Annotated in this window: 19 protein-coding genes; 3 read left to right on the top strand and 16 right to left on the bottom strand. The window is 71.6% G+C overall.

Going from position 1 to position 23,254, the window contains the following annotated elements; translation table 11 throughout:
* Positions 1-32 precede the first annotated feature (32 nt).
* The 15 genes from PD653B2_RS08140 to gcvT form a co-directional block, all read right to left on the bottom strand.
* The gene (locus PD653B2_RS08140) at positions 33-2,306 is read right to left on the bottom strand and encodes a bifunctional metallophosphatase/5'-nucleotidase (RefSeq protein WP_085871845.1); all 2,274 of its coding nucleotides are present in this window, start codon (positions 2,304-2,306) and stop codon (positions 33-35) included.
* Between the two features lie 202 nt (positions 2,307-2,508).
* A complete protein-coding gene (gene pgsA / locus PD653B2_RS08135; protein WP_085871844.1) occupies positions 2,509-3,120 on the bottom strand; it encodes a CDP-diacylglycerol--glycerol-3-phosphate 3-phosphatidyltransferase in 612 nt (203 codons plus the stop codon).
* Positions 3,117-4,496 (bottom strand): 30S ribosomal protein S12 methylthiotransferase RimO, encoded by a 1,380-nt coding sequence (gene rimO / locus PD653B2_RS08130; RefSeq protein WP_242665208.1) that lies wholly within the window; start codon positions 4,494-4,496, stop codon positions 3,117-3,119. The genes pgsA and rimO overlap by 4 nt, the downstream gene beginning before the upstream one ends.
* A 134-nt stretch (positions 4,497-4,630) precedes the next feature.
* Positions 4,631-6,460: a helix-turn-helix domain-containing protein gene (locus PD653B2_RS08125; RefSeq protein ID WP_133058986.1), complete on the bottom strand. Its 1,830-nt coding sequence runs from the start codon at positions 6,458-6,460 to the stop codon at positions 4,631-4,633.
* A 5-nt stretch (positions 6,461-6,465) separates the two neighbouring features.
* Positions 6,466-9,078: an FtsK/SpoIIIE family DNA translocase gene (locus tag PD653B2_RS08120; RefSeq protein WP_207559381.1), complete on the bottom strand. Its 2,613-nt coding sequence runs from the start codon at positions 9,076-9,078 to the stop codon at positions 6,466-6,468.
* Positions 9,079-9,296: 218 nt separating this feature from the next.
* Positions 9,297-10,982 (bottom strand): ribonuclease J, encoded by a 1,686-nt coding sequence (locus tag PD653B2_RS08115; protein ID WP_085871841.1) that lies wholly within the window; start codon positions 10,980-10,982, stop codon positions 9,297-9,299.
* Between the two features lie 14 nt (positions 10,983-10,996).
* Complete coding sequence (gene dapA / locus PD653B2_RS08110) at positions 10,997-11,893, bottom strand: 4-hydroxy-tetrahydrodipicolinate synthase (protein ID WP_085871840.1); 897 nt, start codon at positions 11,891-11,893, stop codon at positions 10,997-10,999.
* Between the two features lie 17 nt (positions 11,894-11,910).
* Positions 11,911-12,843, bottom strand: coding sequence for an LLM class F420-dependent oxidoreductase (locus PD653B2_RS08105; RefSeq protein WP_085871839.1), 933 nt, complete (start codon positions 12,841-12,843; stop codon positions 11,911-11,913).
* A gap of 15 nt (positions 12,844-12,858) precedes the next feature.
* On the bottom strand, positions 12,859-13,362 hold the full coding sequence (locus tag PD653B2_RS08100) for a dihydrofolate reductase (protein ID WP_085871838.1): 504 nt from the start codon (positions 13,360-13,362) through the stop codon (positions 12,859-12,861).
* Positions 13,359-14,168 (bottom strand): thymidylate synthase, encoded by an 810-nt coding sequence (locus PD653B2_RS08095; RefSeq protein ID WP_085871837.1) that lies wholly within the window; start codon positions 14,166-14,168, stop codon positions 13,359-13,361. The genes PD653B2_RS08100 and PD653B2_RS08095 overlap by 4 nt, the downstream gene beginning before the upstream one ends.
* Before the next feature lie 16 nt (positions 14,169-14,184).
* Entirely contained in the window at positions 14,185-15,003 is an 819-nt protein-coding gene (locus PD653B2_RS08090) for a PhzF family phenazine biosynthesis protein (protein WP_085871836.1), read from the bottom strand.
* A gap of 9 nt (positions 15,004-15,012) precedes the next feature.
* The gene (locus tag PD653B2_RS08085; protein WP_085871835.1) at positions 15,013-16,116 is read right to left on the bottom strand and encodes a hypothetical protein; all 1,104 of its coding nucleotides are present in this window, start codon (positions 16,114-16,116) and stop codon (positions 15,013-15,015) included.
* Positions 16,116-16,610 carry a SigE family RNA polymerase sigma factor gene (locus PD653B2_RS08080; protein ID WP_085871834.1) on the bottom strand — a complete coding sequence of 165 codons (495 nt, stop codon included), beginning with the start codon at positions 16,608-16,610 and terminating at the stop codon, positions 16,116-16,118. The genes PD653B2_RS08085 and PD653B2_RS08080 overlap by 1 nt, the downstream gene beginning before the upstream one ends.
* A gap of 75 nt (positions 16,611-16,685) precedes the next feature.
* Positions 16,686-16,946 (bottom strand): hypothetical protein, encoded by a 261-nt coding sequence (locus tag PD653B2_RS08075; RefSeq protein ID WP_085872054.1) that lies wholly within the window; start codon positions 16,944-16,946, stop codon positions 16,686-16,688.
* A gap of 2 nt (positions 16,947-16,948) precedes the next feature.
* The gene (gene gcvT / locus PD653B2_RS08070; protein ID WP_085871833.1) at positions 16,949-18,052 is read right to left on the bottom strand and encodes a glycine cleavage system aminomethyltransferase GcvT; all 1,104 of its coding nucleotides are present in this window, start codon (positions 18,050-18,052) and stop codon (positions 16,949-16,951) included.
* Between the two features lie 30 nt (positions 18,053-18,082).
* On the opposite strand from gcvT, the gene PD653B2_RS08065 reads away from it, so the two are divergent.
* Positions 18,083-19,585, top strand: a complete 1,503-nt coding sequence (locus PD653B2_RS08065) for a leucyl aminopeptidase (protein ID WP_085871832.1) — start codon at positions 18,083-18,085, stop codon at positions 19,583-19,585.
* 11 nt (positions 19,586-19,596) lie between these two features.
* Here PD653B2_RS08065 and PD653B2_RS08060 read toward each other — a convergent pair whose 3' ends face one another.
* Positions 19,597-19,965: a hypothetical protein gene (locus PD653B2_RS08060; protein ID WP_242665195.1), complete on the bottom strand. Its 369-nt coding sequence runs from the start codon at positions 19,963-19,965 to the stop codon at positions 19,597-19,599.
* Between the two features lie 81 nt (positions 19,966-20,046).
* On the opposite strand from PD653B2_RS08060, the gene lpdA reads away from it, so the two are divergent.
* Positions 20,047-21,426: a dihydrolipoyl dehydrogenase gene (gene lpdA, locus PD653B2_RS08055; protein ID WP_242665194.1), complete on the top strand. Its 1,380-nt coding sequence runs from the start codon at positions 20,047-20,049 to the stop codon at positions 21,424-21,426.
* Positions 21,427-21,459: 33 nt separating this feature from the next.
* Entirely contained in the window at positions 21,460-23,223 is a 1,764-nt protein-coding gene (sucB, locus tag PD653B2_RS08050) for a 2-oxoglutarate dehydrogenase, E2 component, dihydrolipoamide succinyltransferase (protein ID WP_085871831.1), read from the top strand.
* The last annotated feature ends 31 nt before the right edge of the window (positions 23,224-23,254 follow it).

Raw genomic sequence — 23,254 nt, 5'->3', positions numbered from 1 at the left:
GGGGCCCGCCGCGTGACGGGCCCCGAGGGGTGCTACTTCTTCTTGACGGCCTTGATGGTCACGATGTCGCCCGAGCGCTTGGCGGTGTCGCTGCCGAGGTACCGCACGGTGACCTCCTTCGTGCCGACCCGCTTGAAGCGCTTGAGCTCGACCGTCGCCGTGCCGTGCTTCAGCGTGGCGTGGTAGACCCTGCCGCCGGCCCGGACCCGGAGCTTGCCCGAAGCCGCGTCTCCGCCTGCGGTGACCGTGACCCGGACCGTCGCCCTGGTCTTCCTCACGACCGCCCGCTTCGGGGTGACCTGGGCGGTGGTCTTCGTCGTCGCCTTGGTGAACTCGGCGGCGCCGACCACGGTGCCGCTGTCGTGGGCGACCGCTCCCAGCTTCCAGGCGCCGTCCAGGCTCGCGGGCGCGGTGAACGCGACCGTGGCCGCGCCGGCGGTGACCGGGAAGTCACCGATCGCGACGGACCGGGTGCCCTGGGTCAGGTAGACCGACACCGAGGTGTTGGCCGGTGCACCCTGCGAGGTCAGGTCGAGGTTCGACAGCGTGAACGAGACCGCGTCCCCGGCCGACACGGAGCTCGGCATGCCGCTCTCCTGGACCTGCTGGCGGGCGTAGTCCGGCGCCAGGTCGTCGTGCTTCTGCAGGTACCTGATCCACAGGTCCCGGTCGACCAGGCCGGTGTCGTTGGGAGTCCCGGCGGTGAAGGCTCCGAAGTTGTCGCCGCCGGTGCCGAGGAAGCTGAACGTCGACACGGTGTAGGTCTTGTCCGGGTCCAGCGGCTGGCCGTCGATCAGCACCGAGGTGATCCGCGAGCCGCGGGCCTGGGTCGGGTCCTGGGTCACGCGGACGTTGTCGGACAGTCCGAGGGCGAGGAACGGCCGAGACGAGCCGTCGGGCTGCCACTGCTGCTCGAGCACCGCCTCGAGGTCGGAGCCCTTGAGCTTGACCAGCCAGACGTTGTTGACGAACGGCAGCACGCCGTTGGCCTCGGCGTAGGTCACGACGCCGTCGGTGTTGGCGGGGTTCGAGGTGGTGTCGCCGGCGAAGAGCAGCTCGGCGCGCAGGCCACCCGGGTTCGTGATGCCGAGGTCCGGGCTGCCCATGTCTGCGGGGATCCCGTCGCGCAGCGCGTTGCCGACCAGGTCGCCGAGCGTGGACTCGGAGGCGCGGTCGTCGCGGGTGCCGCCGGTGTAGTGGCCGTCGGTGTAGGTGCCGCCGGTGAAGGCGGTCGTGATGTCTCCGGTCACCGAGCCGACCGGCTGGTTGCCGACCTCGTTGGCGTGGGCGATGGCGTCGTCGACGATCTGCTTGACCTCGGCCACTCGCGGGTAGGTCGCGACCAGCTCGTCGTCGGACACGGTCGTCCGGGCGACGTTCTGCGACTCGTAGCTGATGACGTCGCCGGTCGCGGAGTCGACGGTCAGCGAGACCTGCCCGACGTTGGTGCCGTAGGAGCCGGTCTGCAGGATCGGGCGGGTCACGCCGGGCTCACCGGGGACCGGCGCGTCCCACGCGTAGGTCTGGTGCGTGTGGCCGTTGAAGATCACGTCGACCGCCGGGTCGAGGCTGGCCATGTCGGCGAACTCGCCGCCCTTGGCGACCTCGGCCTCGTACGTCGAACCGGCGCCGACCGCGGCACCGGAGTGGAAGCTGGCGATGATGACCTGCGCCTCGCCGTTGGAGTCGTCACCGTCGCTCAGCTCCCCGGCGACCCGGTTCACCGCCTCGACGGGGTCACCGAAGTCGATCTGGGTGATGCCGCCCGGGCTGACGAGGCTCTTCGTCTCCTCGGTCACCGCCCCGACGACCGCGACGTCGATGCCGTCGAGATCGAACTCGGCGTACTCGGGCAGCGCCGGCGTCGTGGTGCCCTTCTCGTAGACGTTGGCGCCCAGGTAGTCCCACTGCGCGTTGCGGTCGCCGTCAGGACCGATGACCCGGTCGGTCAGGTCGGCGAAGCCCTTGTCGAACTCGTGGTTGCCCACCGCGGAGGCGTCCAGGCCGAGTGCGTTGAACATGTCGATGGTCGGCTGGTCCTCGGCCACCGCCGAGGCGAACTCGGACGCACCGATGAGGTCACCCGCACCCACCAGGAGGGTGTCGGACTCGCCGCCGGCCGCGGTCAGCTGCTCGACGGTGCCGGCCCACTTCACGGTGGAGGAGTTGATGCGGCCGTGGAAGTCGTTGACGCCGAGCAGGTTGAGGGTGACGGGGTCCGCCGCATGGGCGGGCGCGGTGGTGGTGACGAAGACGAGCGAGCTCGCGACGAAGGCGAGTCCGGAGGTGGCGACAAGAGCACGCATGCCCCTGCGCGCCCGAGAACTGGGGGGCACTGTGAGATACCTTTCGGCGGACCTGAATGGGCCTGCACCATAACCCCGTGTCCCGGGCAGAAATCCAGCGTGGACGTGAACGCGACGTAACTCTTTCGGCAAAATCCTGACCCAGCCGGACGTCGACGCCCCCGGCGGGAAACCGCAACGGCAGAAGTCGACAAACTGTCCGTCAGTTGTTGCGCAGGCTTGCCCGCTGACGCCACACGTCGCGGAAGAACTCGTAGCCCGACCACAGGGTCAGGGCAACGGCCACGGCGAGGCACGCCTGGGAGGCGTAGAAGAGGACGTCGCCGGGGACGTCCATCCAGTCGGCGAGGTCCGGGTCGCGCAGCGGCAGGCAGAGCATGCCGAGCGCGATCGCCTGGAAGGTGGTCTTCAGCTTGCCGAGGTCGGCCGCCGCGATCACGACCTTCCGGAGCACCGAGAGGCGCAGCAGCGTCACGCTCCACTCGCGGAGCAGGACGACGATCGTGACCCACCACCAGACGTCGCCGACGACCGAGAGCCCGATGAAGGCCATCCCGGTGATCGCCTTGTCGGCGATCGGGTCGGCGATCTTGCCGAAGTTGGTGATCAGGTTGTGCTTGCGGGCCAGGTCGCCGTCGACCTTGTCGGTGATCATCGCGACGGTGAAGATCACGAACGCGACGCATCGCCAGGTGATCGACTCGCCGCCGTCGACGAGGAGCGCCCACCCGAAGAACGGCACCAGCACGATCCGCAGCGTGGTGAGCAGGTTGGGGACGTTCCAGTTGCTCGGCGGCGCCTGGACCTCGGTCATCCGAGGGCCTTCGCGTACAGGTCGGCGCCCTCGGCGTCGACGACGACCGCCCGGACGATGTCGCCCACGTGGGCGGTGCTGTCGACCAGGTACGTCGAGCCGTCGACCTCGGGGCCCTGGTGGGCCCCGCGCCCCTCGGTCTCGGCTCCGTCGATGCGCTCGACCAGGACGTCGACCTCTTCGCCGATGCGTTCGATCGCGCGCTGGGAGGTCAGCTCCTCGACGAGGTCGCTGACGTGCTCGACCCGGGCCCGGATCTCGTCCTCGCCGAGCTTGCCGTCGTACGTCTCGGCCTCGGTGCCGTCCTCGTCGGAGTAGCCGAACACCCCGGTGACGTCCATCCGGGCCGCGACCAGGAAGTCGCACAGCGTCTCGAGGTCGGCCTCGGTCTCGCCGGGGAAGCCGACGATCACGTTGCTGCGCACGCCCGCGGTCGGGGCCAGCGCGCGGACCTGCTCGAGCAGCCCGAGGAAGCTCTCGGGGTCACCGAAGCGGCGCATCCGGCGCAGCACCGTGGCGCTGGCGTGCTGGAAGGAGAGGTCGAAGTACGGCGTGACCCCGGGCGTGGACGCGATCGCCTCGATCAGACCGGGACGCGTCTCGGCGGGCTGCAGGTAGGAGACCCGCACCCGCTCGACGCCGTCGACCGCGACCAGCTCGGGCAGCAGCGTCTCGAGGAGCCGCAGGTCGCCGAGGTCCTTGCCGTACGACGTGGAGTTCTCGCTGACCAGGAAGAGCTCGCGCGCGCCCTGGGTGCCGAGCCACTGCGCCTCCTGCAGGACGTCGCTGGGGCGGCGGCTCACGAACGAGCCGCGGAAGGCCGGGATCGCGCAGAACGAGCAGCGTCGGTCGCAGCCGCTGGCCAGCTTGAGCGACGCGGTCGGGCCCTGGTCGAGGCGGCGGCGCAGCGAGGCCGGCCCGGAGGCGTGTCCGGGTACGGGGGCCGTGGACAGTGCGCGCTCGACGGGCGTGATCGGGAGCAGCAGGCGCCGGTCCTGCGGGGTGTGGGCCTCGTGGGTCTCCCCCGCCAGGATGGAGCGCAGGCGGGCGGCGATGTCGGGGTAGTCGTCGAAGCCGAGCACGGCGTCGGCCTCGGGCATCGACGCGGCGAGGTCCTTGCCGTACCGCTCCGCCATGCAGCCGACCGCCACCACGGCCTGCGGGCGACCGCTGGCCTTGAGGTCGGCGGCCTCGAGCAGGGTGTCGACGGAGTCCTTCTTGGCGGCCTCGACGAAGCCGCAGGTGTTGACCACCACGGTGTCGGCGTCGGCCGGGTCCTCGACGAGGAGGAAGCCGTCGGCCTCGAGCCGGCCCGCCAGCTCCTCGGAGTCGACCTCGTTGCGGGCGCAGCCCAGGGTCACCATCGCGACCGACAGGAGGTCTCGGGTGGGGGCAGGGCTGGTCTCGGTCGTCATCGCTTGTCGAGTATGTCAACCGACCCGCGGAAACGCCGAGTCGGCGCCGCGTCGAGGCCCATGACCCCGGACACAGCGCGGACTCGGCGATCGGGCTAGCGAGCGGCGGCGGCGAACGTGTTCTGCGCGGGCTGGCCGTCGGCACCCAGCGGGCCGCGGGCCTCGCCGTCGACGGTGAGCTCCAGCGCACCGTCGGACGACTGCACCCGCACCGGCGGAGACGCCTCCAGGGTCTTGGTCTCGCCGAAGGCCAGGTCGCCGTTGAAGACGACCTCGCCGGCGCCGTCGCGGACGACGACGTGGGCGCCGCCCGAGGCGGCCTCGAGCTCGACCGGGACCGCGGGACCGAGCTTGACCTGCGAGTTGGCGCCTCCCGAGCCGTTGAGGATCGGCGTCGTCGAGTGCAGCTCGACCGGGCTGTCCATGATCAGCCGGGCGATCGACCAGGCGAGCACGAGCGCCATCACGGCGGCGACCAGCACCGACCAGTTCGGGCCCCCACGGGTGCTGCGGATCGGGCCGTCGACCCCGGTCGCGAGCTCCGCCTCGAAGACCCGGCGGGCGTCGATCGGGGCGTCGGCGTACCGCTCGTCGTACGCCGCGAGCAGCGGCGCGGCGTCGACACCGAGCACCCGGGCCAATGTGCGCAGGTGGCCGCGGGCGTAGAAGTCGCCACCGCACGGCGCGAAGTCGTCGACCTCGATCGACTCGATGACGTGGGGGCGGATCCGGGTGCGCTCGGCGAGCTGGTCGACGGTCAGCGAGAGCCGGGTGCGGGCCGCGGCGAGCTCGGGTCCGACGACCGGGTCGTCGGCGGGCTCGACCGAGAAGTCGTCGATGACCAGGGCCGGGACGGCGTCGCCCTCGCGGGCGATCGGGCGGACCCGGTCGCTCCACACGACGGTGTCCTCGACCAGGTCGACGCTGCCGTGCCGGCGCAGCTCGCGCGCTTCCGGGAGCTCCGACGACGCCGTGTCGTCGGTCTCGTACGGGTCGGACTTGAGCGCCGCGGCGCCCTCGAAACGGACCTCGGCGCGCGCACCGCCGACCGGGTCGCGCAGCGGGATCGGCGCCGCGCTGGCGACCATCGGCAGGCTGGTCGTGGGCTCGGGGGTCGTCGACGGCTCGTCGGTGCCGATCGACGGCGTCAGCCGCAACCGGGTCGCGACGAAGCCGATGCCCCGGGCCAGCGCCGGCCGGGGGTCGTGGAGCAGGCGCCGGTGGTCGTCGTCCTCGGCGTCGTCGTGGAGCCCGGTGTCCTCGCGCTCCTCGAGCCCGGTCTCGCCGTCCTCGGCGTCCTCGGCGTCGACGACCTCGTCCCACTCCTCGAGCTCCTGCTCCGGCGCGACCTCGACCACCTGGTCGGGGTTGCCGGCCAGCCGCTCGAGGGCCGCGGTGAGGTCGTCGCCGGCGCCGGTGACGCGGGTCGTCAGCGCCAGCGGGATCGCCAACGGCGAGCCGTGCAGCCGGTCGGCGATCCGGGCCTGGCGGCGGGCCGGGGAGTCCAGGTCGCCGAACACCTCGACGGGATCGCGGGCGAAGAGCACGACGCGGCCGTCGCGGAACAGCCCCGCGCGCGGGCGGTGCTCGACGTACTCGACCTCGCTCCAGGGCACCCCGCGCCAGCTCCGGCCGAGCCGGATCCGGACGCCCAGGCCGTCGGCGACGAGCAGCGGGGTGCGGGCGTCGACGAACGCGCTCAGGTAGGTGGCGGCCAGGGCGCCCATCACCACGAACACCGCCCAGTCGACCCAGGAGCCGCTGCTGGTTGCCCGGGCCAGATAGGCGATGGCCACCGCGGACGCGACGCCGCCGACGGCGGCGGACACCCCGCCGTTGCGGCGCACCTCGACCTGCTCGGGCGTCGGGTGCTCCGGCTCGTGGGCGGCCGGGTCGTCGTAGGAGTGGTCGAGTGCTGCGTTCATGGTGCTCACATCTCCCCCTGGAGGGTCGCGATCACGGCATCGATCTCGTCGGGCTTGACCAGCACGTCGCGGGCCTTCGAGCCTTCGCTGGGCCCGACGACCCCGCGGCTCTCCATGATGTCCATCAGGCGGCCGGCCTTCGCGAAGCCGACCCGGAGCTTGCGCTGGAGCATCGAGGTGGATCCGAACTGCGTGGAGACCACGAGCTCGATCGCCTGGATGACCAGGTCCATGTCGTCGCCGATGTCGTCGTCGATCTCCCGCTTGCTCGCGGCCGGAGCCGTGACGTCCTCGCGGTAGGTCGGCTCGAGCTGGCTCTTGCAGTGCTTGACGACCTGGGCGATCTCGGCCTCGGTGACCCAGGAACCCTGGACCCGGACGGCCTTCGAGGAGCCCATCGGCAGGAACAGCCCGTCGCCCTGGCCGACCAGCTTCTCGGCGCCCGGCTGGTCGAGGATGACCCGGCTGTCGGTCACCGACGACGTCGCGAACGCGAGCCGCGACGGCACGTTGGCCTTGATCAGGCCGGTCACCACGTCGACGCTGGGCCGCTGGGTGGCGAGCACCAGGTGGATGCCCGCGGCCCGGGCCAGCTGGGTGATCCGGACGATCGCGTCCTCGACGTCGCGCGGGGCGACCATCATCAGGTCGGCGAGCTCGTCGACGATCACCAGCAGGTACGGGTACGGCGTCAGCTCGCGCTCGCTGCCCGGCGGCACCTGCACCTTGCCCGCGCGGACGGCCTTGTTGAAGTCGTCGATGTGGCGGAAGCCGAAGTTGGCCAGGTCGTCGTAGCGCATGTCCATCTCGCGCACGACCCAGGCCAGCGCCTCGGCGGCCTTCTTGGGGTTGGTGATGATCGGCGTGATCAGGTGCGGCACGCCCTCGTAGGCGTTCAGCTCGACCCGCTTGGGGTCGACCATGATCATCCGGACCTCGTCGGGCGTGGAGCGCATCAGGATCGAGGTGATCATCGAGTTGATGAAGCTCGACTTGCCCGAGCCCGTGGCGCCGGCGACGAGCAGGTGCGGCATCTTCGCCAGGTTGGCGACGACGAACCCGCCCTCGACGTCCTTGCCGAGCCCGACCACCATCGGGTGGTGGTCGGCGCGCGCGCTGCCGGACCGCAGGACGTCGCCGAGAGACACGACCTCCTTGTCGGTGTTCGGGATCTCGATGCCGATCGCGGACTTGCCGGGGATCGGGCTGAGGATGCGCACGTCGGCCGAGGCGACGGCGTAGGCGATGTTCTTCGACAGCGCGGTGACCTTCTCGACCTTGACCGCCGGGCCGACCTCGACCTCGTAGCGGGTGACCGTCGGCCCCCGGGTGTAGCCGGTGACCTGGGCGTCGATGGTGAACTCCTCCATCACCTGGGTCAGCCGCTCGACCACCGCGTCGCTCGCCTTCGAGCGGGCCTTGTGCACCGACCCGGGCTTGAGCACCTCGTTGGCGGGCAGCGAGTAGGTGATGTCGCCGGACAGTGCGAGCTGCTCGACGCGCGGCGGCAGCGGCGTGTGGGGCGGCGGCTCGAGGTCGGCCCTGGGCTCCTCGACCTCGGGCACGGAGCGCGGCTCGGGGGCGAAGATGTCGAGACCCTCGTCGGTCGTCTCCATCCGCTTCTTGCGCCGGCGCATCTCGCGCTCGGCGAGGACCGGGCTGTCGTAGGCCGGGTCGCCCATGTCGGGGTCGATCTCGCCGGTCTCGTCGAGGCGGCGCTTGCGCCCCTTGACCGCGGGCATCGCCTGGGTGGCGTCGGGGTCCTCCGCCGGAGCGGTCTCGCGGCCGAGCAGGCGGTCGCGGGTCTCGGCCAGCTTCGCGGGCACCTGGTAGAGCGGGGTCGCGGTGATGATCAGCCCGCCGAAGAAGGTGAGCAGGGCGAGCAGCGGCATCACGACGTACTCGGAGCGGAGCAGGTCGAGCAGCAGGCTCGCGACGACGTACCCGATCGCGCCGCCGGCGGTGCGGAGGTCGGACGTGTCGCCGAGCACGGGCTGCGGGTTGCCACCGGCGATCTGCACCATGCCGAGCAGGCCGAAGGACAGCGCGGCCCAGCCCACGACCTGGCGACCCACCGGGCCGTTGTGCTCGGGGTCGCGCATCGTGCGCCACCCCACGAAGATCAAGGCGAGCGGGACCAGGAAGCCGACCTTGCCGACCGAGCCCTCGACCACGGTGCGTGCGGCGTCCATGACCGACCCGGGCAGCTGCCACCAGACGGCGGCGGCCACGACCACGGCGATGCCGAGGAGGAAGAGCCCGACTCCGTCGCGCCGGTGCTCCGGCTCGAGGTCGCGGGCGGTGTGCCCGATGCCGCGGGCGACGGCGCCGACGCCGTGCGCCACGGCCAGCCAGACGGCGGAGACCCCCCGCCAGACGAGGCCGAAGAAGCGCGCGACCGGACCCGGTCCGGTGCGTACGGCGCGCGGCGCCGGTCGCCTCGGAGCAGGCTTGCGCTTGCTGGTGGTCTTCTTGGGGGCAGGCTTGCGCCTCGGGCTGGTACTCCGGGATCGGGTGCTCGAGCCACTTCGACCGGTGCTGCGCGAGGTGCTCGCAGCCTTGGATGAAGACGTGCTCTTGCTCCGCGACCCCGGCGGGGAAGACGTACGGGTCGCCATAGTCCCCACCCTACGCAGGCGCCACTCCAGTCACACGCATCACAGGAGTGCGTGTCGGGGACGCGTCAGCGGACCCGAAGCCGGTGGTCGAGCGAGCGGCGCGACTGAGGAACGACGTCGCGACCCGCGTGTCGAGACCCGGCGAGCCGACGGCGTACCGGCGCCACCTGCGGTGGCCAGCTGGCTCACCGGTGTCTCGACACGCCCCTTCGGCTGCCTCAGGCTTCGATGACGACCGGGATGATCATCGGCCGGCGGCGGTGGGTGTTGCTGACCCACCGGCCGACGACGCGGCGCACGGTCTGCTGCAGCTGGTAGGAGTCGGTGTTGCCCTCCGCCATGGCCCGGTCGAGCGCGTCGATGATCGGCTGCTTGAGATCCTCGAACGAGGTCCCGTCGAGCGCGTTGCCGCGCGCGTGGATCTCCGGGCCGGCGGCGACCTTGCCGCTGACCGAGTCCATCACCACGATCACCGAGATGAAGCCCTCCTCACCGAGGATCCGGCGGTCCTTGAGGTCGGACTCGGTGATGTCGCCGACCGACGAGCCGTCGACGAAGACGTAGCCGCAGTCGACCTTGCCGGCGACCTTGGCGACCCCGTCGATGAGGTCCACGACGACACCGTCCTCGGCGATCACGACGTTCTCGACCCCGACGGAGCGCGCCAGCTCGGCGTTCGCCAGCAGGTGCCGGATCTCGCCGTGCACCGGCATCACGTTGCGCGGCTTGACGATGTTGTAGCAGTAGAGGAGCTCGCCGGCGCTGGCGTGGCCGCTCACGTGCACCAGGGCGTTGCCCTTGTGGACGACGTGCGCGCCCCAGCGGGCCAGCCCGTTGATGACCCGGTAGACGGCGTTCTCGTTGCCGGGGATCAGGCTCGAGGCGAGCAGGACGGTGTCGCCCTCCTCGATGTGCACGAAGTTGTGGTTGCGCTGGGCGATCCGGCTGAGCGCGCTCATCGGCTCACCCTGCGACCCGGTGGAGACCAGCACCTGGCGCTCGGGCGGCAGGTCGGCGAGCTGCTTGGCGTCGACCATCACGCCGGGCGGCACGTGGAGGTAGCCGAGGTCCTGGGCGATGCCCATGTTGCGGACCATCGAGCGCCCGACGTACGCCACCTTGCGGTTGTGGGCGACGGCCGCGTTGAGGACCTGCTGGACCCGGTGCACGTGGGAGGCGAAACAGGCGACGATGATCCGCTGCTTCGACTCGCGGAAGACCTGGTCGATCACCGGGGTGATCGACTTCTCCGTCGGGGTGAAGCCCGGCGTCTCGGCGTTGGTCGAGTCGGTCAGGAAGAGGTCGACGCCCTCCTCCCCCAGCCGCCCGAAGGCGCGCAGGTCGGTGATCCGGCCGTCCAGCGGCAGCTGGTCCATCTTGAAGTCGCCGGTGTGGAGCACCAGGCCGGCGCCGGTGCGGATCGCGACCGCGAGCGCATCGGGGATGGAGTGGTTGACCGCGACGAACTCGAGCTCGAAGGGCCCGAACGTCATCCGGTCGCCCTCCTTCACGACGTGGTGGACGGTCTCGCGCAGGCGGTGCTCACGGAGCTTGCTGCCGAGCAGGGCCAGGGTCAGCTCGGAGCCGACGAGCGGGATGTCGCCGCGCTCGCGCAGGAGGTACGGCGTCGCGCCGATGTGGTCCTCGTGCCCGTGGGTGAGGACGAGCGCCTCGACCTTGTCGAGGCGGTCCCGGATGTTGTCGAAGTCCGGGAGGATCAGGTCGATGCCGGGCTGGTGGTCCTCGGGGAACAGCACGCCGCAGTCGACGATCAGCAGGCGACCGGCGTACTCGAAGACGGTCATGTTCCGACCGACCTCACCGAGGCCACCGAGCGGGGTGATCCGGAGACCGCCCTTGCGCAGCTTCGGCGGTGCGGAGAGCTCGGGGTGGGGGTGACTCAAGTCGTGGTCCTTGTCTAGAGGAGGCCGGAGGCTTCGAGGCCCGCTCGAAGTGCGGCCACCTCGTCGTCGTCCAACGGCACCAGGGGTGCGCGGACGTTCCGGTTGTCGAGGACGCCGAGGAGCTGGAGTGCTGCCTTGGCGGTGGTGGCTCCGTAGTTGGGGACGCCCATGACGGCGTCCGTCGCGGGGAGCATCCGCGTGAAGCTGGTGAGGGCCGCGGCGTGGTCGCCGGCCAGGAAGGCGTCGACCATGCCGCGGATCTGGTCGCCTGCGGCGTGGCCGACGACGGAGACGACGCCGCAGCCGCCGTGGGCGAGCCAGCCGAGCGTGCTCACGTCGTCGCCGGAGTAGAGGGCGTAGCCCATCTGCATGATCTTGACGCCGCGGGCGAAGTCGCCGACCGCGTCCTTGACCGCTACGACGGACTCGAGCCGGATGGCGGCCTCGTAGGTCTCGAGGGCGATCTGGGTGCCGGTGCGGGAGGGGACGTCGTACAACATGATGGGGACGTCGCTGGCCTCGGCGACAGCCGTGAAGTGGTGGAGGACGCCGGCCGGGCTGGGCTTGTTGTAGTACGGCGTGACGAGCAGCAGCGCGTCGGCGCCGATCTTGGCGGCCTGCTCGGCGAGCTCGACGGAGTGGGCCGTGGAGTTGGTGCCCACGCCGGCCACGACCGTGGCCCGGTCGCCGACGGCGTCCTTCACGGCGGCGAGGATCCGGCCGTCCTCGGCGGTGGTCGTCGTCGGCGACTCGCCGGTGGTGCCCGAGACGACGACACCGTCGTGACCGTGGTCGACCAGGTGGGTCGCGATCCGTGCGGTGCCCTCGAGGTCGACGGACCCGTCGTCGTGGAACGCGGTGGCCATGGCCGTGAGGACACGGCCGAACGGGGCCGATGAAGCGGACGTCATGGAGGACAGGCTATCGCTCACACGTGGGGCATCACGTCGCGCGCCACCAGAGCGAGGTGGTCGAGGTCGGCCAGGTCGAGCATCTGGAGGTAGAGGCGCTGCGCCCCGAGGTCGGCGTACCGCCCGATCTTGTCGAGCACCTCCTCCGGAGTGCCGGCCAGGCCGTTCTCGCGCAGGTCGGCCTTCTCGCGGCCGATCGCGGCGGCCCGGCGGTCGAGCTCGGCCTCGTCGGCGCCGACGCAGAGCACCAACGCGTTGGACCAGGTCATCGTCGCCGGGTCGCGGTCCTGGGCCTCGCAGGCCTCGCGGACCCGCGCGATCTGGGTCTCGGTGGTCGCCTCGTCGACGAACGGCAGGTTGAACTCGTCGGCGTAGCGGGCGGCCAGCTCGGGGGTGCGCTTCTTGCCGGTGCCGCCGATCAGGACCGGCGGACCGCCCCGGTGTCCCTGCGTCTGGGTCGGCTTCGGCAGCCCGGGCGAGTCGGTCACCGTGTAGTGCTCACCCTCGAACGTGAAGCCGCCCTCGGTGGCCCACAGCCCGGTGATGACCGCGAGCTGCTCCTCGAAGCGGTCGAAGCGCTCCCCGGTCGACGGGAAGGGGATGGCGTACTTCTGGTGCTCGGCCTCGAACCAGCCGGCCCCGAGGCCGAGCTCGACTCGACCCCCGCTCATCTGGTCGACGTTCGCGACCGAGATCGCCAGCGGCCCGGGCAGCCGGAAGGTCGCGCTCGTCATCATCGTCCCGAGCCGGATCGTGCTCGTCTCGCGGGCGATGCCGGCCAGCGTGATCCACGCGTCGCTCGGCCCGGGCAGCCCGTCGCCACCCATCGCGAGGTAGTGGTCGGACCGGAAGAACGCCCCGAAGCCGAGTCGTTCGGCCTCCTGCGCCACCCGGATCAGGTCGTCGTACGTCGCCCCCTGCTGGGGTTCGGTGAACACTCGAAGCTCCATGGCCTCACCCTGCCATCAGTCGCAAGACCGGCCCCACCCGACCCGCGTCAGGAAGACCCGCTCGTACCCGTCGAACACCTCACGCGAGGCCTCGACCCACTCCCCCGCGTCGTAGGCCGGATAGAACGCATCGCCCTCGGGCGCGAGGTCCACCTCGGACAGGACCTGCTCGTCGGCCACGGGGAGCGCGGCGGCGTACACCTCGCCGCCCCCGGCGACCATCACGTCACCGTCGACGGTGTCGGCGAGGGCGAGAGCCGCGGGGAGGTCGTGGGCGACGAGGACCCCGTCCGCCGACCAGGCCGGCGACCGCGTGAGCACGATCGTGGTGCGGCCGGGCAGCGGCCGGCCGATGGACTCGTAGGTGGCCCGCCCCATGAGCAGGACGTGGCCCAGGGTGAGCTCCTTGAAGAGCCGCTGCTCGCCCGGCAGCTTCCAGGGGATGTCGGGCCCGTTGCCGATCACGCCGTTGCGGGCGACGGCGGCGACCATCACGACCCGCTTGCCACCGGGGGTCATACGGCGATGGGGGCCTTGATCCCGGGGTGCGGGTCGTAGCCCTCGATCGCGATGTGCTCGAGGTCGAACGCGTCGAGCTGCGTGACCGAGGTGTCGAGCACCAGCGTCGGCAGCGGCCGCGGCTCGCGGGTGAGCTGGAGCCGCGCCTGGTCGAGGTGGTTGGAGTAGAGGTGCGCGTCGCCCAGGGTGTGCACGAAGTCGCCGACCTCGAGGCCGGTGACCTGGGCGACCATGTGGGTGAGCAGCGCATAGGACGCGATGTTGAACGGCACGCCGAGGAAGACGTCGGCCGACCGCTGGTAGAGCTGGCAGCTCAGCCGCCCCGGGCCCGAGTCGGACGGGGCGACGTAGAACTGGAACATCGTGTGGCACGGCGCCAGCGCCATGTCGGGGATGTCGGCGACGTTCCACGCCGAGACGATGTGGCGCCGCGAGTCGGGGTTGCCCTTGATCTGGTCGACGACCTGGGCGATCTGGTCGACGTGGCGGCCGTCGGGGGTCGGCCACGAGCGCCACTGGTAGCCGTAGACCGGCCCGAGGTCGCCGTTGTCGTCGGCCCACTCGTCCCAGATGGTGATGCCGCGGTCCTGCAGCCACTTCACGTTGGTGTCGCCGCGGAGGAACCACAGCAGCTCGCCGAAGACCGAGCGCGTGTGGATCTTCTTCGTCGTGACGAGCGGGAAGCCGGCCGCGAGGTCGAAGCGCATCTGGTGGCCGAAGACGGACCGGGTGCCGGTGCCGGTCCGGTCGCTCTTCTCCACGCCCTCGTCGAGGACCCGCTGGAGGAGGTCGAGATAGATCTGCACACTCGAACCCTAGTCGTCAGAGGTCGACGGATCCGGTGACCGTGGTGCGGGTGTCGCCCCCCACCCACACCGTCCCTCCCTCCAGCCCCACGTGCACCCGACCGGCCCGCTGCAGGGCGGCGCCCTGGCTCGCGACGTACGACGCGGGCAGCCGGCCGCCGGCCAGCCACTGGCCGATGCCGGCGTTGAGCGAGCCGGTGACCGGGTCCTCGGGCATCCCGTAGCCGGGGCAGAAGGCGCGCACCTCCACCGCGAGCGGGCCGTCGGCGTACGGCCCGACGACGCCGACCTTGAGCTCGCCGAACGCGGCCCAGTCCGGCTCGAGCGCGAGCACCGCGGCGGCGTCCTCCAGGAGCACGCCGACCCAGCCCGGGCCGTTGTCGATCCACGTGGTCTCGACGATCGCGGACTCCGAGATCCGCAGCGCCCGGCAGATGCCGGCGACGTCGTCGGCGTCGACGGGACCCGAGCGGGTCAGCGGCGGGGCCGCGAAGGCCAGCCGGTCCCCGCTGCGCCGGATCGTCACCAGGCCCGCGCCGCACTCCTGCACGAGGTCGTTGCCGGCGGGCACTCCCCCGGCCTCGAGCCACGCGTGCGCGCTGCCGAGCGTGGGGTGCCCGGCGAAGGGCAGCTCGCCCCCGGGCGTCCAGATCCGCAGCCGGTAGTCGGCGCCGGGCCGGGTCGGCGTGAGCAAGAACGTGGTCTCGGACAGGTTGGTCCAGCGCGCGAAGGCCGCCATCTCCGCGTCGGTGACGTCGTCGGCGTCGTGCACCACGGCGACCGGGTTGCCGAGCAGCGGCTCGCGGGAGAAGACGTCCACCTGGCTGAAGCGCATGTCGCCACGCTAGTGGGCGAGCAGCGGCCGCTCACCTGCCTGCGGCAGCAGCGCCTCGTCGTGGCAGTCGGCGGTGCCGATCTGGCAGCTGCGCAGCCTCATCTGGAGATCCTCGGAGCCGCCCGCGGCGACGTCGAGGTCGGCGGCCCGGCCGACGATGTAGATCACGTCGTGCTCCTCCCCGAACGACGCGTCGAGGACCAGCTCGTCGGGGGCCACCCCCGACACGAGGCGGTCGCCGGAGCGGGCGTCGTAGAGGAGCGGGCGGAACGGCGCGCCGGGGGTCCACGCGCCCGGCGCACGGGTCAGCACGTAGTTGCCGCCCGCGGACAGCATCGCGCCCTCGCCGCGGCGGACGAAGTGGACGCTGAAGAACGACTGGACCATGTCGACCTGCCCGGACGCCCCGTAGACACGGGTGGCCGAGGACGAGTCGAGCAGGCCCTGGCGGTCGAGGCGCGCGGGCTCCTCGTCGTGCGGCGTCCAGGCGAAGTCGCCCTCGTGCGTGACGTAGAAGACGTGGTTCTGGTCGATCGCCACCGGGTGGCTGTCCGGGTCCGACGAGGGCAGCTCGAGGCGGTCGAGGACCTTGCCGCCGACCACGTCGTAGACGACCAGCGCGGGGGTCTCGCCGCGCGGGTCGACCCAGGCCGCCCAGCCGCTCACGTCGGAGCCGACCAACGGCTCCGCGGCAGCCTTCTCCCCGATCACCGTGCGGGTGCCGTCGGCAGCGATGTAGGCGACCGCCCCCTCCCGATCGCCGTAGACCGCACCCCCGTAGACCTCCACGAGGTCGGTCAGCGGCGGCAGCTCGACGGCGATGTGCTCGAGGTGGAGCTCCCCGCCGGCGTACCAGGCGATCGCGGTCGGGTTGGGCGACGAGATGACGTTCGCCGGGCTCGGCTCCGGTGGCCGCACGTCGTCCGGCCGGGTGGTCGCCCAGGTCGCACCCGCGACCACGACGACCGCGGCCGCGACCGCGCCGGCGACGACCCGGCGCCGCTTGCGGCGCATCCCGCGGGCCTGCCCGATCGCACCCTCGACGGGCGGCGACAGCACGTCGATCGACTCGCTGGCCGTGCGGAAGACCTCCTGGGCGAGCTGCTCGGTCATCACCCGGCCACCTCTCTCACCGCGGCCAGGTCGATCTGGGCCAGGGCCCGCGACACCCGGCTCTTGACGGTGCCGACGGGGACGTCGAGCACCTCGGCCACCTGCGGCTCGGTCAGGTCCGCGACGAAGCGGAGCACGAGCACCTCACGGTGCTCCGGGGACAGCCGGGCCAGCTGGGCCTCGAGGGCCTGGCGGAGCAGGACCTGGTCGGTCGGGTCCTCGGTCGTCGGCGCCTCGGGCAGCACCTCGGTCGGCACCTCGCCCCACCACCGGCGTTTGCGGCTCTTGTGCCAGCAGTTGAGCACGGTCCGGTAGACGTAGGCATCCACGTCGTCGGCCCTGCGCACCCGGTCCCAGGACGCGTAGCAGCGGGCCAGCCCGGTCTGGACGACGTCCTCCGCCTCGTGGCGCGGGCAGCCGATCAGGACGAGCGAGCGCACGAGGAACGGCCAGCGCGCTGCCATGTAGGCAGCGAAGTCGGCGTCGTTCCGCATGACTGCATCCTTCTCGCACGGACCCCCACCGACCAGACCCCCGAGAAGACGAGAAAGGTTCCCCTCAGCCGTGGATCAGGGGTGGAGCGACATCGGCCCGTAGACCCGACGGTCGTCCTCGAACAGCGTGACCGCGTCGACGCCCTCCGCAGCCAGGTCGGACCAGGTCTCGCCGACCCACGACTCGGCGTCGGCCTGGCTCGCGAACCGCTGGCCGGCCAGGTCGTCGTCGGGGGGCGTCACCTCGTCGCCGGCGGCGTTCTCGAGGCGCCACCACCACGGCCGTTCGGCCGGGCCGGGTTGACGAAAGGTCGGCGGCTGGTCGGGAAGGTTCACGGTCACGACTCTCGCACGGAGGGGTCCACGAACGGCGGCTTCACCAGCTGGAAGATCTCTCGTCGGCCGCGGATGTCGACGCCCACCTCGGCGTCGGGGTCGACGAACGACGGCAGCAGCGCCAGCCCGATGCCCTTGCGCAGCGTCGGCGAGAAGGTGCCGGACGTGATCTCGCCGAGGAGCACGTCGGCGGTGAGGCTGACGCTCATGTGGGGGCGCGGGATGCCGCGGCCGGTCGCGACCAGACCGCGCAGGATCCGCTTCGGACCCTCGGCGCGCTCGGCGGTCAGCACGTCGCGGCCCCAGAACGCGTCCTTCGTCCAGCCGACCGCCCAGCCGAGCCGGGCCTCGTTGGGCGTCACGTCCGGCGAGATGTCCTGGCCGTGCAGGGGGTAGCCCATCTCGGTGCGCAGGGTGTCGCGGGCGCCGAGCCCGCAGGCGAGCATGCCGAACTCCTCGCCGGCCGCCATCAGCGCGTCCCACAGCGGTACGGCGACGGCGTTCGGTGCGACCAGCTCGTAGCCGCGCTCGCCGGTGTAGCCGGTGCGGCAGACGACGACGGTCTCGCCCTCGAAGGGTGCCTCGACGAACGACATGTAGTCGTGCCCGGCCGGCAGGCCGACCGTGGCCAGCACCTCGTCGGACTTCGTGCCCTGGACGGCGAGGACGGCGAGGTCGCGGTGGCGGTTGGCGACCGTGATCCCCTCGGGCGCCTCGGCGTCGAGCCGGCGGACCACCTCGGCGGTGTTGGCGGCGTTGGGGACCAGCAGCACCCGCTCCTCGTCGTGCAGGTAGGCGATCAGGTCGTCGACCACGCCGCCCGAGGCGTCGTCGCAGCACAGCGTGTACTGCGCCTGGCCCGGCCCGATCCGGCCGAGGTCGTTGGTCAGCGTCCGGTTCACGAAGCCGGCGGCGCCGGGCCCGGTCACCTCCGCCTTGCCGAGGTGGCTCACGTCGAAGATGCCGACCGACTCGCGCACCGCCGTGTGCTCCTTGACGACGCCGGACGGGTACTCGAGCGGCATCGACCAGCCGCCGAAGGCCGCGAACTTCGCGCCGAGCGCCTCGTGCCGGTCGTGAAGCGGGGAGCGGAGCAGGTCGGACATGGCGCGAACTTACCCGACTATCCTTCCCCGGTGACGACCTACACCCTGCGCAGCGCCAGCCCCGCCAAGACCCGCTCCGACGCCGTGGTCATCGGCGTCGTCCAGACACCCGGGGGCCCGGAGCTCGCCGCGGGCGGTGAGGACGTCGGCAAGGCGTACGGGCGCAAGCTGCGCCCGCTGCTCGCCACGCTCGGGGTGACCGGCAAGGCGGGCGAGGTGGTGAAGGTGCCGACGACGGGCACCGTCTCCTCGAGCCTGCTGGTGCTCGTCGGCCTCGGGAAGACGCCGACTCCGAACGCCGTACGCCGGGCAGCGGGCGCCGCCGCCCGGGCCGTCACCAACGCGGCGTCGGTCGCGATCGCGCTGCCCGCCGACTCGGTCGAGCTGGTGCGCGCGGTCGCGGAGGGCTACGAGCTCGGCGCCTACACGTATACGACGTACAAGAAGGAAGCCGCGGCGGGCACGCCCGGTGAGGTCGTGGTGCTCAGCCCGATCTCCCGCCGCAAGGATGCCGTCGCGGCCTTCGCGGACGCGCACGTCGTGGCCCGCGCCGTCGCGACCACCCGCGACTGGGTCAACACGCCGCCGGGCGACTTCACCCCGCCGGCGTTCGCCGACGCGGTCGTCGCGGCGACCAGCGAGCTGACCAAGGGCCGAGGCGCCCCGAAGGTCTCCATCCGGGTGCTGGACGAGAAGGAGCTCGCCGAGCTCGGCTGCGGCGGCATCCTTGGCGTCGGCATGGGGTCGGACGCTCCCCCGCGGCTCGTCGAGCTCACCTACGCCCCGAAGGGCGCCAAGCACCACCTCGCGCTGGTCGGCAAGGGCATCACCTTCGACTCCGGCGGCCTGACCATCAAGCCCGCCCAGAGCATGAGCGAGATGAAGTCCGACATGGCCGGCGCCGCCGCGGTCGCCCAGGCGACCTTCGCGATCGCGGCCCTCGGCCTGCCGGTGAAGGTCAGCGCGTTCCTGCCGATGGCCGAGAACATGGTCTCCGGGTCGTCGGTCCGGCCCGGTGACGTCCTCTCGATGTACGGCGGCACCACCGTCGAGGTGCTCAACACCGACGCCGAGGGCCGCCTGATCCTCGCCGACGCCCTGGTCCGGGCGACCGAGCAGAAGCCCGACGTGATCCTCGACGTCGCGACCCTGACCGGCCACATGGTCGTCGCGCTCGGCGACCGCGTCGCCGGCGTGCTCGGGTCCGAGGACGTCGTCGCCGACGTGCTCGCCGCCGCCACCACCGCCGGCGAGGAGATGTGGCCGATGCCCATCCCCGACTCGATGGAGGAGCGGATCAAGGGCAGCAAGATCGCCGACCTCGCCCAGCACGACTGGATCCGCTGGGGCGGCGGGCTGTACGCCGCGGCCTTCCTGCGCGAGTTCACCGCCGGGGTGCCGTGGGCGCACCTCGACATCGCCGGCCCGTCGTTCAACTCGGGCGGCGCCTGGGGCCACATGACCTCCGGCGGCACCGGTGTCGGCGTCGCGACCCTGGTCGACTACGCGCGGACGCTGGCCCAGAAGAAGTAGGGCCGTGCGGGCTACAGCGGCCCCTGCTCCTTGCGACGCCGGTTGTAGTCCCGCATCCGCTGCGGGATGCCGACCACCGCGGCGTCGTACGACGGCACCTGGTGGGCGTTGCAGAAGGCGTGCGCCCACTTGACCGACGGCACCCGGCGCCGGGTCCACTCACCGTCGTGGGCGACCAACAGCAGCGTCACGTCACTCACCGCCGTGCGGGGCTCGACGAAGCCCTCCACCCCGCGCCTCTCGGCGACCCAGGCATTCAGGTGCTCCTGGTCGACGGCGTCGGACGCACGCACACGGGTCGAGCCGGTCCGGAACCCGTCGCGCGCCGGGCCCGTCATCTTCGTCTTCGACCCGCGTCGGAAGCGGTCCATCCATGACATGGGGACCAGTGTGCCAAGTGACCGTTCAGTACGCCGGAGGTCGGTGTGGACACGATGAGGAGAAGTGCAAAGATGGGGCACGTGGCAGACCCCGACTTCGACGTCCTCATCCTCGGTGCGGGGTCCGGGGGCTACGCCTGCGCCCTGCGCGCCGCGCAGCTGGGCCTGTCCGTCGGACTGGTCGAGAAGGGCAACCTCGGCGGCACCTGCCTCCACATCGGCTGCATCCCGACCAAGGCGCTGCTGCACGCCGCCGAGATCGCCGACCAGGCCCGCGAGTCCGAGACGTTCGGCGTGAAGGCGACCTTCGAGGGCATCGACATGGCCGGCGTCAACGCCTACAAGGACGGCGTCGTCGCGCGCCTGTTCAAGGGCCTGACCGGACTGATCAAGGGTCGCGGCATCACCGTGATCGAGGGCGCCGGCCGGCTGACCGGCCCGAAGCAGGTGACCGTCGGCGACACGACGTACACCGGCAGGCACGTCGTCCTCGCCTCCGGCTCCTACCCGCGCACGCTGCCCGGTCTCGAGATCGACGGCGAGCGAGTCATCACCTCCGACCACGCGCTCGGGCTCGACCGGGTGCCGGGGTCCGTGGTCGTGCTGGGCGGCGGCGTGATCGGCTGTGAGTTCGCCAGCGTGTGGCGCAGCTTCGGCGCCGAGGTGACGATCGTCGAGGCACTCCCCCGGCTGATGGCGGCCGAGGACGAGGCGTCGTCGAAGGTCCTCGAGCGGGCCTTCCGCAAGCGCAAGATCGACTTCCGTACCGGCACGCCGTTCCAGAGCGTGAAGGTCACCGACGACGGCGTGGCGGTCACCCTCGAGGGGGGTGACGTGATCGAGGCCGAGCTGCTGCTGGTCGCGGTCGGTCGCGGTCCGACGACCGACGGGCTCGGCTACGACGAGCAGGGCGTCTCGATGGACCGCGGCTTCGTGCTCACCGACGGGCGCTGCCGCACCAACCTCGACGGCGTCTACGCCGTCGGCGACATCGTGCCCGGCCTCCAGCTGGCCCACCGCGGCTTCCAGCAGGGCATCTTCGTCGCCGAGGACATCGCCGGACTCGCGCCGCAACCGATCGACGAGGCCGGCATCCCCCGGGTCACCTACTCCCACCCCGAGCTCGCCTCGGTCGGCCTCGACGAGGCGGCCGCGACGGCGGCGTACGGCGCCGACGGCATCGAGTCGCTCACCTACGACCTGGGTGGCAACGGCAAGAGCCAGATCCTCAAGACCCAGGGCTTCGTGAAGCTGATCCGCCGCAAGGACGGACCGGTCATCGGTGTCCACATGGTCGGCGACCGCGTCGGTGAGCTCATCGGCGAGGCACAGTTGATCTACAACTGGGAGGGGTACCCCGAGGACGTGGCACCCCTCGTCCACGCGCACCCCACCCAGAACGAAGCACTCGGCGAAGCGCACCTCGCGCTGGCCGGCAAGCCGCTGCACGCCCACTCCTGATTTCAAGATCCAGACACGACGCGAAGGAAGTCCATGGCCACCGAAGTCAACCTCCCGGCACTCGGAGAGTCCGTCACCGAAGGAACCGTCACCCGCTGGCTGAAGCAGGTCGGCGACGCGGTGGCCGTGGACGAGCCGTTGCTGGAGGTCTCCACGGACAAGGTCGACACCGAGATCCCCTCGCCGGTCGCCGGCACGCTGCTCGAGATCAAGGCAGCCGAGGACGACACCGTCGAGGTGGGCGCGATCCTCGCGGTCATCGGTGACGAGGGCGAGTCCTCGGGCGACGCGGGTTCCGCCGAGTCCGAGCCGGAGCCCGAGCCCGAGGAGGACCAGGCCGAGGAGAAGAAGGCCGAGGAGCCCGCCGCCGCCGAGGAGCCCGCTCCTGCCGGTGAGGAGGCCGAGAAGCCGGTTGCCGAGACGAAGCCGTCGGGCGGGTCCGGTACGTCGGTCACGCTGCCGGCGCTGGGCGAGTCCGTCACCGAGGGCACGGTCACCCGCTGGCTGAAGGCCGTCGGCGACGACGTCGCCGTCGACGAGCCGCTGCTCGAGGTCTCCACCGACAAGGTCGACACCGAGATCCCCTCCCCGGTCGCGGGCACGCTGCTCGAGATCAAGGTCGAGGAGGACGAGACCGTCGAGGTCGGCGCCGAGCTGGCCGTGATCGGGTCCGGCGACCCCGCTCCCGCGAAGTCGGAGGACAAGGAGCCCGAGCCCGAGCCCGAGCCGGAGCCCGAGCCCGAGCCGGAGCCGGAGCCCGAGCCCGAGCCGGAGCCCGCCAAGGAAGAGCCGAAGAAGGAAGCGCCCGCCCCGGCAGCCGAGAAGGCACCCGAGCCCGCGCCGGCCCCGGAGGAGTCCGCGCCGGTCGGCGGTGGCGACGGTCCCGGCTACGTGACCCCGCTGGTGCGCAAGATGGCGCAGCAGCAGGGCGTCGACCTGGCGAGCGTCACCGGCACCGGCGTCGGCGGCCGGATCCGCAAGCAGGACGTCCTCGACGCCGCCAAGGCCAAGGAGCAGCCCGCCGCGGCCGCGCCCGCCGCCTCGAGTGCGCCGGCCGCCGCCCAGGCACCGGCGGCCCCGTCGCCGCTGCGCGGCAAGACCGAGAAGCTGTCGCGGCTGCGCAAGATCATCGCCTCGCGCATGGTCGAATCGCTGCAGACCTCGGCCCAGCTGACCCAGGTGATGGAGGTCGACGTCACCAACATCGCGCGGCTGCGCGAGAGCGTGAAGGCCGACTTCCTGGCCCGCGAGGGCGTGAAGCTGACGTACCTGCCGTTCTTCGCCAAGGCGGCCATCGACGCGCTCAAGGTGCACCCGAAGCTCAACGCCGCGATCGACACCGAGGCCGGTGAGGTGACCTACTACGACCGCGAGAACGTCGCGTTCGCGGTGGACACCGAGAAGGGCCTCCTGACCCCGGTCGTCAAGGATGCCGGCGACCTCTCGATCGCCGGCCTGGCCAAGAAGATCGCCGACGTCGCCGAGCGGACCCGCACCAACAAGATCACGCCCGACGAGCTGGGTGGCGGCACGTTCACGATCACCAACCTCGGCAGTTTCGGGGCGCTCTTCGACACCCCGATCATCAACAAGCCCCAGGTCGCGATCCTCGGGCCCGGTGCGGTCGTCAAGCGGCCGGTCGTCATCGACGACCCGAACCTCGGCGAGACGATCGCCGTGCGCTACATGGTCTACCTCGCTCTGAGCTACGACCACCAGCTGGTCGACGGCGCCGACGCGGGCCGCTTCCTCGCCGACGTGAAGCAGCGCCTCGAGTCGGGTCAGTTCGAGGTCTGACACCTGGAAAGCAAAGTGCGGTGGCCCGGAT

It is taken from the genome of Nocardioides sp. PD653-B2 (genome assembly GCF_002117935.1).
Taxonomy (GTDB): Bacteria; Actinomycetota; Actinomycetes; order Propionibacteriales; family Nocardioidaceae; genus Nocardioides.
This window is presented reverse-complemented; position numbering and strand designations above follow the sequence as displayed.